Source organism: Microtetraspora niveoalba (assembly GCF_001570405.1).
GTDB classification, from domain to species: domain Bacteria; phylum Actinomycetota; class Actinomycetes; order Streptosporangiales; family Streptosporangiaceae; genus Microtetraspora; species Microtetraspora niveoalba.
In genome coordinates this window covers 40,114-55,336 of record NZ_BBYM01000014.1, presented here as the reverse complement: position 1 = coordinate 55,336, position 15,223 = coordinate 40,114, and the positions used below count along the sequence as shown (strand labels likewise).

The following is a 15,223-nucleotide window of genomic DNA, read 5'->3' as shown; positions in this document are numbered from 1 at the left end:
GGCGGGGCTGGCTACTGTGCGGCGCGTGATCGAACGCTGGAGTCGCGATCAGGTGTTGGCACTGGCACCCGACGCGGCGTCGCAGAAGGCCGCCGCGGGCGTGAGCTCGCCCGCGAAGTGGTCCGTCCTCGGGGTGACGCCCGAGGTGTTGTGGGGTGAGTGCAAAGGAAGCGGGTCCAAGCCGTACCGCGCCTGCGTCGACCTGTCCGAGCCGGCGTACCGGTGCAGTTGCCCGAGCAGGAAGTTCCCCTGCAAGCACTCCCTGGGCCTGCTCCTGCTCTGGTCGGCCGACGGGGTGCCGGCCGCGGACGAGCCCGCCGACTGGGCCGCCGAGTGGATGGACCAGCGCAGGGAACGCGTGGGGAAGCAGGCGTCCCGGCTCGCCGCCGCACAGGAGAGGGCGGCCGCCGAGGCCGCCCAGGGGGATACGGGAGAGGCCGGGGCTTCCCCGACCCCGGGGCCGCGCACCGGGGGCACGCCCGACCGGCGCGCCCTGCAGCGGGAGCAGCGGGTCACGGCGGGGCTGTCCGAGCTGGAGAGATGGCTGGCCGACCAGATCGCGCAGGGCGTCGCCGACGCCCGGCGCACCGGCCCCGGCGAGTGGGACTCCCTCGCCAAGCGCATGGTCGACGCGCAGGCGCCCGGGGTGGCGGGGACGTTCACCCGGCTGCCCGACGTGCTGCGCGACGACGACTGGCCGGGCCGTCTCCTCGGGGAGTACGCGCTGGTCCACCTGCTCGCCGTCGCGCACCGCCGCGCGGCCGGGCTGCCGCCCGCTCTCCGCGAGGCGGTCCGCGCCCGGATCGGGTTCCCCGCGGCGAGGGAGGACGTGCTCGCGTCGCCCGCCGTACGGGACCGGTGGGACGTGATCGGCAGCCGGGACGAGGAGCAGGACCGGCTGATCGCCCGCCGCGTCTGGCTGCGCGGCCGGGAGACCGGCAGGGCGGCGCTCGTGCTGTCGTTCGCGCCGGTGGGGCAGGCGCTCGACGCCTCCCTGGTCAGCGGGACCGCGGTCGACGCCGACCTCGCGTTCTATCCGGGGGCTGCGCCGCTGCGGGCGCTGGTGGTCCGGCGGCACGGATCGGCCCCCTCGGGGCCGCCGCTCGGGGTGAGCGCGGCCGAGGCGTCCGGCCTCCTGGCCGGCGTGCTGGCCGAGGACCCCTGGACGGAGTCGTGGCCGGTCGTCCTGACCGGAGTGGTGCCGGCGGACGGCGGCGGCTGGCTCCTCGCCGACCCCGCGGCGGCTCGGGACGGGGTGGTCTCGGCCGGGGACGCGGCGGTCTCGGCTCAGGGCGCGGCGGCGGCCGCCCTCGGCGCGGAGCCTTCCGGCCCGGCGGCCGGTCGGCATGGGGGCGCCGAGGTGAGCGGGATGCGGCTCGATCCGTCGGCCGGCACACCGTGGCGGCTGCTCGCGGTGTCGGGCGGCCACCCGGTCACCGTCGCCTGCGAGTGGACGCCCCGGGGGCTGCGGCCGTTGACGACATGGGATGAGGAAGGCCAGGTGGTGCTGCTGTGACCGCGACACGTCACGACGGCGGCTCCGCCGCCCCGGGCGACCTGACGCGTGGGCCGGTGGATCAGGCCCGCGAGGCTCCCGGCCGGGGTTCCGGGCGCCCGATCCCCGAGACGGCGGCGTGGGAGGACCTCGTGTCCGCGGCGCTGGTCGGCACGGACAGGAGGCCCGTACCGGGCGGATCGCTGCCTGACGGGCCGGGAGAGGCACCGGTCGCGCCTCCGGTCGATCTCCTGGAGCAGGCGGCCGTACAGGTGATCCGGGCGCGGGCGGGACAGCGACCGCATAGGGGCCGGTCGCTGCCCCCCGCCTCGCCGGAGCCCCGGCCCCTGGTGGGCCGCGCCGCGGCCGACCGGCTGGACCGGATCCTCGCCGGGGAACAGGGACGCCTGCTGCCGGAGTGGCTGGAGATCGCGGCCGCCGGGGGCGCGCGGGTTCCGGCGCGCCTCGTCCCAAGGCTCCTCGACCTGGGGGCCAGGGACCAGTCGATCCGGGCTCACCTGGGCGTGCTCACCGGGGCGCGCGGGCGGTGGCTCGCCCGGCTCAACCCCGCCTGGTCCTACCTCCGGGACGAGCCGACCGGCGGGGCCGCCGGATCCGACGGCGTGTGGGAGTTCGGCACCAGCGGTGACCGCCGGGACCACCTCGCCGCGCTGCGCGCCTCCGACCCGGAGGCGGCCAGGGAGCTGCTCGCGGCAGGGTGGGACAGGGAGACCCCCGAAGACCGCGCGGCGTTCACGCGGATCCTCGCCGAGGGGCTGACCATGGCCGACGAGCCGTTCCTGGAGGCCGCGCTCGACGACCGCCGCCGCGAGGTGCGGCAGGCCGCCGCCGACCTGCTCACCCGCCTTCCGGAGTCGCGACTCGGGACGCGGATGGCCGAGCGCGCGGCACGGCTGCTCACGCGGGACGGCGACCGGCTGCGCGCCGAGCCGCCGAAGGCGTGCGACAGCCGTATGGAACGCGACGGGGTCCGGGCCCGGCCGCCCGCCGGGACCGGGCAACGCGGCTGGTGGCTGCAGCAGGTCGTCGCGCACACGCCGCTGTCCTTCTGGACCGGGCACCTCGGGCTCACCCCGGAGGAGATCACGACCATGGAGGTCGGCGACTGGGCGCGGGAGGTCCGCATGGGCTGGACCCGCGCGGCGATCCTCCAGCGCGACGGGATCTGGGCGCGGGCGCTGGTCGAGGTGGAGCCGCTGACCGACCTGCTCGCGATCCTGCCTCCGGCGGAGCAGTCGCAGAAGGCGGCGGACTTCGTCCGCAGGCATCCGGTGGACGGCCAGATGATCATGATGTTGGGCGGCATACCCCGGCCCTGGGGCGTGCCGCTGGCCAAGGCCGTGCTGGAGAAGATCGCGAGCGTCGCGACGGCACAACCGTGGAACGCCGGTGAACTGGCGCGGCTCGCCGGGGAGCGGTTCGACGCCTCGGCGTACGACCAGGTGGCGCGCCTCGGCCTCCCCGAGGTCCACGAGGTGTCCGCCACGCTCCGCTTCCGCCACGACATGGCGAGGGAGCTGTCGGCGGACGGGACCGCCGCGCCTTCCCCGGACGGCTCCGCCGGGCCTTCCCCGAGCGGCTTCGCGGGGCTTTCCCCGGGCGGCCCCGGAGTGCTTTCCCCGGACGGCCCCGCCGGGCGCGGGGACGGGCCCGCCGGCGGGCGAGGCGAGACGTCCGGCGAGACACCCGAGAAGAGACGGACAGACGACGGACACGGCGCCGCCCCCGACGGGACCGGCGGCCCGCTAGGCGAGGAGGACAAGTGACGGTTCTGCGCCCGCACGCGGAAGACCAGTACGCCGACGAACTGGCGATCCTGGCCAAGGAGGACGACCGGCCGCGGCCGCCCGGCTGGCGGCTCTCGCCGTGGGCGGTGACGACGTACCTGCTCGGCGACCCCGACCATCCCGGAGGCGTGATCACGCCCAAGTACATCGGCCCGAGAAGGATCGTCGAGGTCGCCGTCGCCACCCTGGCCACCGACCGGGCGCTGCTGCTGCTCGGCGTCCCTGGGACGGCCAAGACCTGGCTCTCCGAGCACCTGGCCGCCGCGATCTGCGGCGACTCGACCCTGCTCGTGCAGGGCACGGCGGGCACCGCCGAGGAGGCCGTCCGCTACGGGTGGAACTACGCGCGGCTGCTGTCGGAGGGCCCGTCCAGACAGGCGCTGACCCCGAGCCCGGTCATGCGGGCGATGGCCGAGGGACGGCTGGCCCGCGTGGAGGAGCTGACCCGCATGCCGTCCGACGTCCAGGACGCGCTGATCACCGTCCTGTCGGAGAAGACGCTCCCGATCCCCGAGCTGAACGAGGAGGTCCAGGCGGCCAGGGGGTTCAACCTGATCGCGACCGCCAACGACCGGGACCGCGGGGTGAACGAGCTGTCCAGCGCCCTGCGCAGGCGGTTCAACACCGTCGTGCTGCCCGTGCCCGCGAGTGCCGAGGAGGAGGTGGACATCGTCTCCCGCCGCGTCGCCCAACTGGGCCGCTCCCTGGAGCTGCCCGAGACGCCGGCCGGGCTGGAGGAGATCCGCCGGGTCGTCACGGTGTTCCGCGAGCTGCGCTCGGGAGTGACCGCCGACGGCCGGACCAAGGTCAAGTCGCCGAGCGGCACGCTCAGCACCGCGGAGGCCATCTCCGTCGTGACCAGCGGCCTCGCCCTCGCGGCCCACTTCGGCGACGGCGTGCTGCGGCCCTCCGACGTGGCGGCGGGGATCGTCGGGGCCGTCGTGCAGGACCCCGTGTCCGACCGGGTCGTCTGGCGGGAGTACCTGGAGGCCGTCGTACGCGAGCGCGAGGACTGGCGTGACTTCTACCGTGCCTGCCGCGATGCGGGCTGAGCGGGTGACGCGGTGACGACCACGATTCTGGGCGTCCGGCACCACGGTCCGGGGTCCGCCCGCGCCGTGCGTTCCGCCCTGGAGCGGTTGAAGCCGGACATCGTGCTCATCGAGGGGCCGCCGGAGGCGGACGCGCTGCTGCCGCTCGCCGCCGACCCCGGCATGGAGCCGCCCGTCGCGCTGCTCGCGTACGTGCCGGGTGACCCGGCGAAGGCCGCGTTCTGGCCGTTCGCGGTGTTCTCGCCTGAGTGGCAGGCGATCCGCTACGCGGTGGAGGCCGGCGCCGAGGTGCGGTTCTGCGACCTGCCCGCCGCGCACTCGCTCGCGATCGGCGCGGGCGCGGCGCCCGAGGGCGAGGCGTCCCAGGGCGAGGAGGCCGTCCGCGTCGACCCGATCGCCGCGCTGGCCGAGGCGGCCGGGTACGACGATCCGGAGCGATGGTGGGAGGACGCCGTCGAGCACCGGCTCGACCACCCGGCGGATCACCCGTCAGGCCACCCGGACGAGCGGCGCGGCGCCCGCCGGAGCGGGGACCCGGCCGGCCCCGGGCGGGAGACGGGACATCCGGGCGAGGGCGGCACGGCCGGGGCCGGGGCGCACGGGCCGGACCGTTCGGGCGAGGGCGGCACGGATGGCGAGGCCGGGCCCGGGGTGCACGGGCCGGACCGTTCGGGCGAGGGCGGCACGGATGGCGAGGCCGGGCCCGGGGCGGTGTTCGAAGCGATCGCGGAGGCCATGGCGGCCGTCCGCGAGGGGCACACGCCCGACCCGCACGAGGCGCGCCGCGAGGCGTACATGCGCCGGTCGCTCCGGCAGGCGGTCAAGGACGGCTTCCGTGAGATCGCGGTCGTGTGCGGCGCCTGGCACGTCCCCGCGCTCACGGCGTCGTCCCGGGTGGCCGACGACGACCGGCTGCTCAGGGGCCTGCCCAAGGTCCGGGTCGAGACGACCTGGGTTCCGTGGACGCACGGCCGGCTGGCCGCCTGGAGCGGCTACGGCGCGGGCGTCACCTCCCCGGGCTGGTACCACCACCTGTTCACCGCAACCGACCGCCCGGTGGAGCGGTGGCTCGCGCGGGCGGCCGAGGTGCTCCGCCAGGAGGACCTGCACGTCTCGTCCGCGCACGTCATCGAGGCCGTGAGGCTCGCGCACGGCCTGGCGACGCTGCGGGACCGGCCGCTCGCCGGCCTGAACGAGGTGAGCGAGGCGGTCAGGGCCGTCCTGTGCGAGGGGGACGAGCTGCCCGCCGAGCTGGTGCGGCGCCGGATGGTCCTCGGAGAGCGGCTCGGCCGGGTGCCCGACTCGACCCCGATGGTCCCGTTGCAGCGGAACCTGCGGGAGGAGCAGCGGCGGGTCAGGCTCAAGCCCGAGGCGCTCGGCAGGGACCACGACCTCGACCTCCGCAAGACGCTCGACCTCGACCGGAGCAGGCTGCTGCACCGGCTCGGGCTCATCGGCGTCCCGTGGGGCACTCCCCGGGAGAGCAGGGGCAAGGGCACGTTCAAGGAGTCCTGGACCCTGGAGTGGCGGCCGGAGTTCGACGTCGGCCTGATCGAGGCGGCGGTCTGGGGGATCACCGTCGAGGCGGCGGCCACCACGCGGGTGTGCGAGCTGGCCGCCGACCCGGAGGCGCCGCTCGCCGACCTGACCGCCCTGGTCGAGCGATGCCTGCTCGCCGACCTGCCGGAGGCCCTGCCGTACGTGCTGCGGGCGATCGGCGACCGGGCGGCCCTGGACAGTGACGTCGGGCATCTGATGGCGGCGCTTCCCGCGCTGGTGCGCGCGCAGCGGTACGGCGACGTCCGCGGCACGCCCTCCACGGGACTGGCCGCGATCGTGGACTCGCTGCTGACCCGCGTCTGCGCCGGGCTGCCGATCGCCGTCACCGGGCTGGACGACGAACCCGCGCGGCACCTCGTCGCCCAGATCGACGCGGTCCATTCCGCGGTCGCCCTGCTGCACCCCGGATCGTACGAGAACGACCACGCCGGGCCGGGGGATGCGGGGCAGGAGGCGCCGGGCGACCGCTGGCTCTCGACCCTGCGCGGCCTCGCGAACCGGAGCGACCTGCCCGGCCTGATCGAAGGCCGCCTGGTGCGGATCCTGTTCGACGGGCGGATGGCGGACGACGTCCAGGTCCGCATGGCCCGGGCGATGTCCCCCGGCCATCCGCCGGCGCGCGCCGCCGCGTGGATCGAGGGCTTCCTCTCAGGAGGGGGGCTGCTGCTCGTCCACGATCCCCGGCTGCTGGCGGCCGTGGACGGATGGCTGACCGGGCTGTCACCGGAGGCGTTCGTGGACGTGCTCCCGCTCCTGCGGCGCACGTTCGGCGCCTTCGCCGCTCCCGAGCGCCGCGCGATCGGCGAGCGGGTCAGGTCCGGCACGCCGGCCGCGGACGGCGTCGCGGGTGCGGGCCATGGGGGAGCGGGCGACGGCGCGGCCCCCGACGACGAGCAGGCCGCGTCCGCGGTCCGGACCGTGCTGGAAATCCTCGGGAGGGCGTGGTGATCGGGGTGGAGGCGTCGGGAGGGCGCGGTGACCGTGCCTGGAGCTCCGGGGAGGGCGTGATGGAGGAGCGGTCGCGCCGCTGGCGGCTGGTCCTCGGCGGAGGTGACGCCGACGGCACGGGCTGCGCGCTCGGCGGGGCCGACGCCGGCATGGACGTGGCACTGGCCGCGCTGTACGACGGGGGAGCGGGGCGCGGCGAGCGGGGCGCGGGCCTCGGCGGGTCCGCGCCCAGGGTGGCCCGCTGGCTGGGGGACATCCGCGCCTACTTCCCGTCCACCGTCGTGCAGGTGATGCAGAAGGACGCGATCGAGCGGCTCGACCTCAGCCGCCTCCTGCTCGAACCGGAGATGCTGGAGGCGGTCGAGCCCGACGTCCACCTGGTCGGCACGCTGCTCTCGCTGAGCCGGGTCATGCCGGAGAAGGCGCGCGAGTCGGCCCGCGCGGTGGTCCGCAAGGTCGTCGCCGAGCTGGAGGCCAAGCTCGCGCAGCGGACCAGGGCGGCGGTCACCGGCGCGCTGGACCGGTCGGCGCGCACGCACCGGCCCCGGCGGGTGGCCGACATCGACTGGGACCGCACCATCCGGGCGAACCTGAAGAACTACCTGCCCGAGCGGAACACGGTCGTGCCGTCCCGGCTCGTGGGGTACGCGCGCAGGCAGCGGGCGGTCCAGCGCGAGGTGGTCCTGTGCATCGACCAGAGCGGGTCGATGGCGGCGTCGGTCGTCTACTCCAGCGTCTTCGGCGCGGTCCTCGCGTCGATGCGGTCGCTGCGGACCAGCCTCGTCGTGTTCGACACCGCGGTGGTCGACCTGACGGACCGGCTGCACGACCCGGTGGAGCTGCTGTTCGGCACCCAGCTCGGCGGCGGCACCGACATCAACCGGGCGATCGCCTACGGACAGGGGCTGATCACCCGGCCCACGGACTCGATCTTCATTCTGATCAGCGACCTCTACGAGGGAGGCGTCCGCCAGGAGATGCTGCGCCGGGTGGCCGCGATGACGGCCGCCGGCGTGCAGGTGATCGTCCTGCTGGCCCTGTCGGACGAGGGCGCGCCGTCCTACGACCGCGACAACGCGGCGGCGCTCGCGGCGCTGGGGGTGCCCGCGTTCGCCTGCACGCCGGACGCGTTCCCCGGCATGATGGCGGCCGCCATCGAGCGCCGCGACATCTCCCAATGGGTGGAACGCAATATCGAGCGGAATATGGCCTAGGACCAATGACCGATTTCGGACAGAAGACGGCCGTCTGTAACGTCCCAGCCGTGGATTCGGTAATCACGGCACCGCCGGTGTTCTCGCAGCGTCATCGTGCTCTGGGCATCGGCATGGTGGCCATCATCATGCTGATCGCGTTCGAGTACCTCGCGGTCGCCACCGCGATGCCCGTCGTCGCCGAGCGGCTCGACGGCATGTCGCTGTACGGCCTGGCCTTCAACGCGAGCCTGGTCGCCAGTGTGATCGCGACCCTGGTGGGCGGCAGGTGGAGCGACACGCGCGGCCCGCTGGCGCCGCTGTGGACCGGTCTGGCCGGCTTCGGCGGCGGCCTGCTGGTCGCCGGCACCGCCCAGAGCATGGACGTCTTCATCGCCGGGCGGTTCCTGCAGGGGCTCGGCGGCGGCATGTTCTCGGTCGCGTTGTACGTGCTGATCGACCGGGTCTATCCGCCGGAGCTGCATCCCAAGGTGTTCTCCCTGCTCTCGGCGGCCTGGGTGGTGCCCTCGCTGGTCGGCCCGGCCATCACCGGCCTGGTCGTCGAGCACGTGGGCTGGCGCTGGGTGTTCCTCGGGGTGCCGCTGCTCGCCGCCCCCGCGGCCGTCTTCCTGTGGCGGGGGCTCGCGGACCGCCCCCGGCCGGGAGCGGAAGCGGCCGACGCCGGGCCGGGGGACCCCGGAGCGGCCGACGGGAGCGCGTCCCCGGGGTTCGCGAAGAAGCTGGTCTGGGGTGTGGTCGTGGCGACCGGAGCGGCGCTCATGCAGTACGGCAGCGGGGCCGGGATCGTGCCGCTCCTGGTCGCCGGGCTGGCCGTCCTCGCGGTCGCCCTGCCCCGGCTGCTGCCTAAGGGGACCCTGCGCGCGGCCCGCGGCGTCCCGGCCGTCGTGGCGCTGCGGGGCCTGGCGGCGGGCGCGTTCTTCGCGGCCGAGGTGTTCGTGCCGCTCCTGCTCACCACCGATCGCGGCCTGAGCCCCACGCAGGCCGGTCTCGCGCTCACCGGCGGCGCGGTCTTCTGGTCGACCGGATCGTGGATCCAGGGGCGCGGGCGGCACGACCGGCGCGTGATCCTGCGTACGGGAACCTCCCTGATCGCGGCGGCGATCCTGCTGACGGCGCTGACGGTGTTCCCGGACGTGCCGGTGATCGTCGGGTTCCTCGCCTGGTGTGTGGGCGGGTTCGGCATCGGGCTGGTGTATCCGACCCTGTCCGTGCTGATCCTGGAGCTGTCGCCGCCCGCGGAGAAGGGTGCCAACAGCGCGTCGCTCTCCATCGGCGAATCGATCTACTCCGTGGTCGCCGTCGCGGTCACCGGCGCGATCTCCACCGCCGCGCACCGGTCGGCGGCCAGCTATCTGGTCTGCTTCGGCCTGCTCGCTTTCATGGCCGGCGCCGCCGCGCTCTCCTCCGGACGTTTTGAGCACTCCCGCGCACCGGGCACCATGGAAACCTAACGGAGGGGGATGTCACTTGCCGCGTGTCCGGGAGCTCGAACTCTTCAGGCTGACCCTGCCCTACGGGAGGCGGCCAGAGAGCATCCTGGTGAGGATCACCGACTACGGCGGGATGGTCGGCTGGGGTGAGGCCGTCCGGCCCCCCGCCGCGCGGCCCGGTGAGCGGCGAGACGAGCGGGAGGACGGGCAGGAGAAACTGTGGGCCTCCCTGGAGGAGTCCCTCCCCGCCGCCCTGATCGGCGTCGACTGGGAGCACCCCTCAGAACTGGGGCGCATCCCCGGAGGCTCGGCCGCCGATATGGCCTGCTGGGACCTGTGGGCCCGCATGAAGGGCGTCCCGCTGGCCCACGCCCTCGGCGGCAGCCGCACCTCCCTGATGGCGACCGTGCGGCTGGGCGCGGAGCGCTCGCTGGAGGGCATGGTGGCCCGGGTGAACCGGCACGTCTGCGCCGGATACGCCCACGTGACCATGGACGTGCACCCCGGGTGGGACGTCGAGCCGCTGCGCGCGGTCCGCGCCGCCTACCCCGGCCTTGCGATCGCCGTGGACGGGCGCGGCGCGTACACCGAGATCTCCCAGCTCCAGGCGCTCGACGCGTACGGGCTGGTGGCGATCGAGCGGCCGTTCACCGACCTGGCGGCGAGCGCCGACCTGCAGGAGCGGGTCGCGGCGGCCGTCGTCGTCGAGGCGCGTTCCGTCGAGGAACTGGACGAGGCGGTGGCCGCGCGGGCGGGACGCGGCCTGCTGCTGCGCCCGGCGCGGTTCGGCTCCCTGTCCTCCGTACGGCTCGCGCACGACACCGCCGTGGCGGCCGGCTGGGACGTCACCTGCGCGGGCGGGCTCGGAGTGGGGCTGGCCCGGGCGGCCACGGTGGCGGTGGCGAGCCTGCCCGGCTGCACGCTGCCGAGCGATGTCGCGGAGCCGCCGCGCAGCGCCCAGATCGTCACCCCGCCGGTCGGCGCGTCCGGCGGGGTCGTCGCCGTTCCCCTCACCCAGCCGGGCCTCGGACACAAGATCGACGAGGAGAAGGTCCGCCGCCTGGCCAAGGACGCCTTCCGGGCCTGACGGGCTCGTGCGTTCCCTCCGCACGGTCTGGTGGGGAAGGGAGCGGCCCCTACGCGACGCGGGCCTGGTCAGCGCCCACCGCGCCGGCCGCTCCGTCCTTCACGCCCGCACCGCCGCCGAAACCCTCCTCAAAGCCGCCTCCGTCTGAGGCGTGCCAGGTCGCTCGCGTTCCCCGCTCCAGGGACGGGACCGGGGCAGGGCGGTCAGACGGCGCTGCACCCCTCGCCGATCGGGCTCGGCGCACCCGGTGTGACCGGCGCGTGCTTGGGCCCCCGGCGCCTGGGCGCGGACGAGTTCTGGATCGCCTTGGCGGTGAGGAACCGGATCTGCTCCCAGTCGGGGGCGCTCGTGCTGATCAGCGGAGGCATGAACTGCACGCTGGTCACCCGGGCGTTCTTGGCCTTCACCGCCAGCGGCACGAGGTCCTCCAGCATCGACCGCGGGATGTCCGTGTGGAACATCTTCCGGGCCTCCGTGGCGATCCGGGTGAACCGGGAGAGCACGGTCGCCGGGTCGGCCTGGTCGAGCAGCGCGCTGAACACGCACCGCTGGCGGCGCATCCGGGTGAAGTCGTCGCTGTTGGTCCGCGACCGGGCGAACCACAGCGCGTCGGCCCCGCTCAGTCTGCGGGTGCCCGCGGGGATCAGGCCCTCGTTGTACTTGCCGTACACGATGTCGTTGTCCACGGTCAGGACGAGCCCGCCGAGAGCGTCGATGATCTTGGCGAAGCCCCAGATGTTGACGAGGGTGTACCAGTCGATCCGGATGCCGAGGATGTAGCCGACCGTCTCCTTCAGCGTCTCGGCGCCCATGTGGCGGCGCCCGCCGAAGATCTCGGGATGGTCCTCGGCGTACTGCCAGACGCCGAACAGCAGGTCGTCGCGCCAGCCGGGCCGGTACTCGGGGAGCGTGAACCCGGTCGGGAAGCGGCGGGCCATGGGGCTGCCCGGCGGGAACGGCACGTGCTCCAGGTTCCTCGGCAGGCCGAGCAGCACGGTGTTGCCGGTGCGGACGTCCACGCTCGCGACGTTCAGGCTGTCGGTGCGCATGCCGGTCCTGTCGTTGCCCCAGTCGCCTCCGAGCAGCAGCACGTTGACGCGGTCCCGGCCCCCCCACGGGTCGCTCGCGGCGAGCCGCCCGCCGGGCACCACGGGGGCCAGGGGGCCCGCGGGCGCCGCGAACACCTTGTCGATGGTCCGCTCCGACTCGGCGACGAACTGGGCGGCCAGCGCGAACGGAAGCGCGACGGCGACGGACAGCGTCCCCGCGACGAGCCCGGTGAGCACCTGCGCGGTCCTCGGCAGGCCCTGCGGCCGCAGCACCACGAACGAGTGGATCACCAGGGCGAACCAGGCGACGCCGGCGGCCGCCGTGACGACGGTGATCAGACCGAGCCAGTTGAGCGCCCGGCCGGCCAGGTGCGCGTCCGCGTTCACCGCGACCGCGCCCATGACGGCCAGGAGCACGGCGTACGCGCCGAGCAGTGCGTAGCCGGTGCGCTTCCACCCGGAGCGTATGTGCGCGGCCCCCGGCAGCACGACGGACAGCGCTGTCCAGCCGATCAGCGCCGCCGCGCCGACGGGCTCTCGCGCCTGCTCCGGCTCACGGTCACGGAACCGGTCAAATATCGGACGGGCGAAGGGCACGTGCTCACCCCAAGGAACGTATCCGCACAGAACTGAATAAAGTTCGGCTCATGGCTTTCGAGGAGATCGAGAACCGCGCGGCCAGGAATGCGGCCGTGATCACAGTGGCCCCCCGAGCCCACCGCCACCCGGGAGCCCCCGCGCGCCGTGGCGAGTCGATACGGGCATTTGACCGGGTCAATGCCCATCCCGCCGTCGCTGACCTGGGCCGTTACCGAAGGTTGCGGTGTGAGAGAGCCGCCGTTCCGCCGCGGTCGCCCCGCCCGCTGGGGGCCCGGTGAACGCCGGCCCCGACATCCTCGGCGAGGACTACGAGGCCCTCGTGCTGCCCATGGGCCACGACGCCGAGGGCGAGGTCGTCGCCACGCTCGTACGGCGCCTCGTGGCCGGCGCCCGCCGCGCCGTCCTCTACATCCACGGCTTCACCGACTATTTCTTCCAGACCCACGTGGCCGACCACTACGTCAGGCAGGGGATCAGCTTCTACGCGCTCGACCTGCGCAAGTACGGCCGGTCCCTACTGGCGCACCAGACGAGGGGCCTGGTCGGCAGCGTCACGGAGCACTTCCCGGAGATCGACGAGGCGGTCCGGATCGTCCGGGCCGACCACGACGAGCTGGTGATCAGCGCCCACTCGACCGGCGGCCTGATCGCCGCGCTGTGGGCGGACCGCGTGCGCGGCCGCGGGCTGGCGGACGCCCTCGTCCTCAACAGCCCGTTCCTCGACCTGAACGTGCCCGCCCTGGCCAGGGGAGCCGCGGACGCGCTCGGCGGCCTCCTCGCCCGGCTCCCCGCGACGGCCGTGCTGCCCCTCGGCGCCGCCACCGCGTACGGCACGAGCCTGCACCGCGACCACAGCGGGGAGTGGGAGTACGACCTGGGGTGGAAGCCGCTGGGCGGCTTCCCCGTGCACGCGGTGTGGCTGGCGGCGATCCGCCGGGCCCACCGGCGGCTGCACGCCGGACTCGGCGTCGACGTGCCCGTGCTGGTGCTGTGCTCCGACCGCGGGCTGCGGGTGCGGGACTTCGTCCCGGAGGCGCACTCGGCCGACGTCGTCCTCGACCCCGGACAGATCGCCCGCTGGTCCACCAGGATCGGTCCGCACGTGACGTGCGTGCGGGTCCCCGGCGGGATGCACGACCTGCTGCTGTCGGCCGCGCCGGTGCGCGAGCGGGTGCTCGCCGAGATCGACCGCTGGCTCGCCTACGCCGCCCCGGGAGCGCCCCCGAGCCCTCCCGAGCACGGTCACGAGGCGCACGGTCGCCCGGGCAACGGCCTCCGGGAGAGTGCTCACCCGGGGAACGGTCACCAGGGGAAGGCGAACAGCCCGAAGTAGGCGGCGGTGAGCAGCAGCAGCCCGGTGCCTCCGAGCACGCAGGCCAGCGTGAACGACTGCCAGCGGGTGGGCTCCCACCCGTCGCGCAGGGAGCCGATCACGGCGGCGATCGTGGCGACCTCCTGCGCGAGCATCAGCACCGCCAGCAGCCGTACGACCAGCCATCCGGACTGCACGGCGGGCCAGGCTCCGGCCTGGTTCACCGAGAACAGCACGATCAGCGTGATGAACGCGAGGGCCGCGGCCAGCAGGCCGAGCCCCGTCCAGGCCATCCGCCTGATCCTGCGCCGGATCCCGGACCACGCGCGCGCGTTCGCGGCCAGCCTCAGGTCCCGGCCGCGCAGCCGGACGACCATCTCGGTGACGGGAGCGGTGACGTAGCCGACGGCGGCCAGGCAGATCGTGAGCCACAGGAACGTCGTGCCGCCGTACCAGGGAGCCGCGGGCACGTCGCTGGCCTCGAACCGCTGGACCGGCGTCGCGCCCGCGATCGGCGGCGTCTGCCGGGCCGTCCCCGGCAGGCCCTTGATCCAGTTCGCCAGGGTCGGCAGGTAGTCGGTCACGAACCGCCCGCCGTTGATCCGCATCGCGTGGTCGGCCCCGGCGAGGAACCTGATCGTGTAGTCGCCGTTGCCGGCCGCGGCGAGCGCCGAGGTCAGCGTCCTGGTGCTCTCGACGAACGGGATCGAGGGGTCCATCGTGCCGTACAGCGCGAGGACCGGCTGGGTGATCCGCGACAGCGCCGGGACGCCGTCGTGGCGCAGGAAGTCGAAGCCGACGCCGCCCATGGCGCGCGTCAGCAGGTCACGCGCGCCCGCCGGCGCGTGCAGCCGCAGCAACTGCTCGTTCAGCGCCCAGGCGACCTGCCGGAGCGGGGAGACGTTCGGCGAGGACACCAGGACGACGTACCGCACGCCCGTGCTGCGCGCCGCGGCGATGGGCACCACCCAGCCGCCCTCGCTGACCCCCCACAGCCCGGTGCGCTCCGGGTCGACGTCGGGCCTGGCCAGCAGCAGGTCGATCATCCGGAGCGCGTCGTCGGCCAGCAGCCCGAAGTCGCGGTCGCGGAAGGAGTACCCCACCGTGCGCTTGTCGTACGCGACGGTCACGACGCCCCGCTCGGCCAGCCACCTCGCCTGCGAGGTGAACTCGCTGCCGGTGCCCGAGCCGGAGCCCTGCACGAACACCATCGCCGGATGCCGCCCGGGGGAGAGGGGGGCGCGGATCGTGGCGGTCAGCTTCTCTCCCCGCGCCTGGACCGTGACCCGCTCGGTGCTGAACGCGCTCTCGGCGGCCATGGGACGGAACTCGGCGGCCGGCTGGGCCGGCAGCGAGTGGAACTCCTCGGAAACGGGCAGCGGCGCCGGGTCGAACGACGGAGGTGAAAGCACGTAACCGACCATCGCGAGTGCGACCGCCACCACGGTGACGGTCGCGGCAAGCGTTCCCCGGCCGATGTTCATCACACCGCTCCCCGACTGACGGAATCCGTACGCAGTCGCGCCCTGCTTTTTACCTTTGCCCGCTGATCGCCAGGCTAAGTCATCCCATCATTTACGGATGTTGCCTGAGAGGCGGGTTTTGCGCGTGGGATCCTCGACCCTGTGCCGGGCCGTACGAGACGGAGGGGCGGGGACGCGCCTCCAG

At 74.4% G+C, this 15,223-nt stretch carries 10 protein-coding genes; 8 read left to right on the top strand and 2 right to left on the bottom strand.

Annotated elements, in window-relative coordinates; all coding sequences use genetic code 11:
* The first annotated feature begins 25 nt into the window (after positions 1 to 25).
* Genes AWQ70_RS14400 through AWQ70_RS14370 form a run of 7 tightly spaced genes read left to right on the top strand, consistent with a single transcriptional unit; the run spans position 26 to position 10,594 of the window.
* The gene (locus tag AWQ70_RS14400; RefSeq protein ID WP_084517080.1) at positions 26 to 1,516 is read left to right on the top strand and encodes an SWIM zinc finger family protein; all 1,491 of its coding nucleotides are present in this window, start codon (positions 26 to 28) and stop codon (positions 1,514 to 1,516) included.
* Positions 1,513 to 3,282, top strand: a complete 1,770-nt coding sequence (locus AWQ70_RS14395; protein ID WP_067175638.1) for a DUF5691 domain-containing protein — start codon at positions 1,513 to 1,515, stop codon at positions 3,280 to 3,282. The genes AWQ70_RS14400 and AWQ70_RS14395 overlap by 4 nt, the downstream gene beginning before the upstream one ends.
* Positions 3,279 to 4,355, top strand: coding sequence for an ATP-binding protein (locus AWQ70_RS14390; RefSeq protein ID WP_067175635.1), 1,077 nt, complete (start codon positions 3,279 to 3,281; stop codon positions 4,353 to 4,355). Before AWQ70_RS14395 ends, AWQ70_RS14390 begins: the two co-directional genes overlap by 4 nt.
* A gap of 12 nt (positions 4,356 to 4,367) precedes the next feature.
* Entirely contained in the window at positions 4,368 to 6,863 is a 2,496-nt protein-coding gene (locus AWQ70_RS14385) for a DUF5682 family protein (RefSeq protein WP_067175632.1), read from the top strand.
* 59 nt (positions 6,864 to 6,922) lie between these two features.
* Positions 6,923 to 8,077 (top strand): VWA domain-containing protein, encoded by a 1,155-nt coding sequence (locus AWQ70_RS14380; RefSeq protein ID WP_067175927.1) that lies wholly within the window; start codon positions 6,923 to 6,925, stop codon positions 8,075 to 8,077.
* A 50-nt stretch (positions 8,078 to 8,127) separates the two neighbouring features.
* Positions 8,128 to 9,528 (top strand): MFS transporter, encoded by a 1,401-nt coding sequence (locus AWQ70_RS14375; protein WP_245646956.1) that lies wholly within the window; start codon positions 8,128 to 8,130, stop codon positions 9,526 to 9,528.
* A gap of 16 nt (positions 9,529 to 9,544) precedes the next feature.
* Entirely contained in the window at positions 9,545 to 10,594 is a 1,050-nt protein-coding gene (locus AWQ70_RS14370) for an enolase C-terminal domain-like protein (RefSeq protein WP_067175626.1), read from the top strand.
* A 203-nt stretch (positions 10,595 to 10,797) separates the two neighbouring features.
* On the opposite strand, the gene AWQ70_RS14365 is transcribed toward AWQ70_RS14370, so the two are convergent.
* Positions 10,798 to 12,240, bottom strand: a complete 1,443-nt coding sequence (locus AWQ70_RS14365) for an LCP family protein (protein ID WP_067175623.1) — start codon at positions 12,238 to 12,240, stop codon at positions 10,798 to 10,800.
* A 277-nt stretch (positions 12,241 to 12,517) separates the two neighbouring features.
* Between AWQ70_RS14365 and AWQ70_RS14360 the strand changes: the two genes are divergently transcribed.
* Positions 12,518 to 13,576 carry an alpha/beta hydrolase gene (locus tag AWQ70_RS14360; protein WP_245646955.1) on the top strand — a complete coding sequence of 353 codons (1,059 nt, stop codon included), beginning with the start codon at positions 12,518 to 12,520 and terminating at the stop codon, positions 13,574 to 13,576.
* Here the strand turns inward: AWQ70_RS14360 and AWQ70_RS14355 are convergent.
* The gene (locus AWQ70_RS14355) at positions 13,546 to 15,039 is read right to left on the bottom strand and encodes an alpha/beta hydrolase family protein (RefSeq protein ID WP_067175620.1); all 1,494 of its coding nucleotides are present in this window, start codon (positions 15,037 to 15,039) and stop codon (positions 13,546 to 13,548) included. The two genes, AWQ70_RS14360 and AWQ70_RS14355, sit on opposite strands and share 31 nt — an antisense overlap.
* Positions 15,040 to 15,223: the final 184 nt, after the last annotated feature.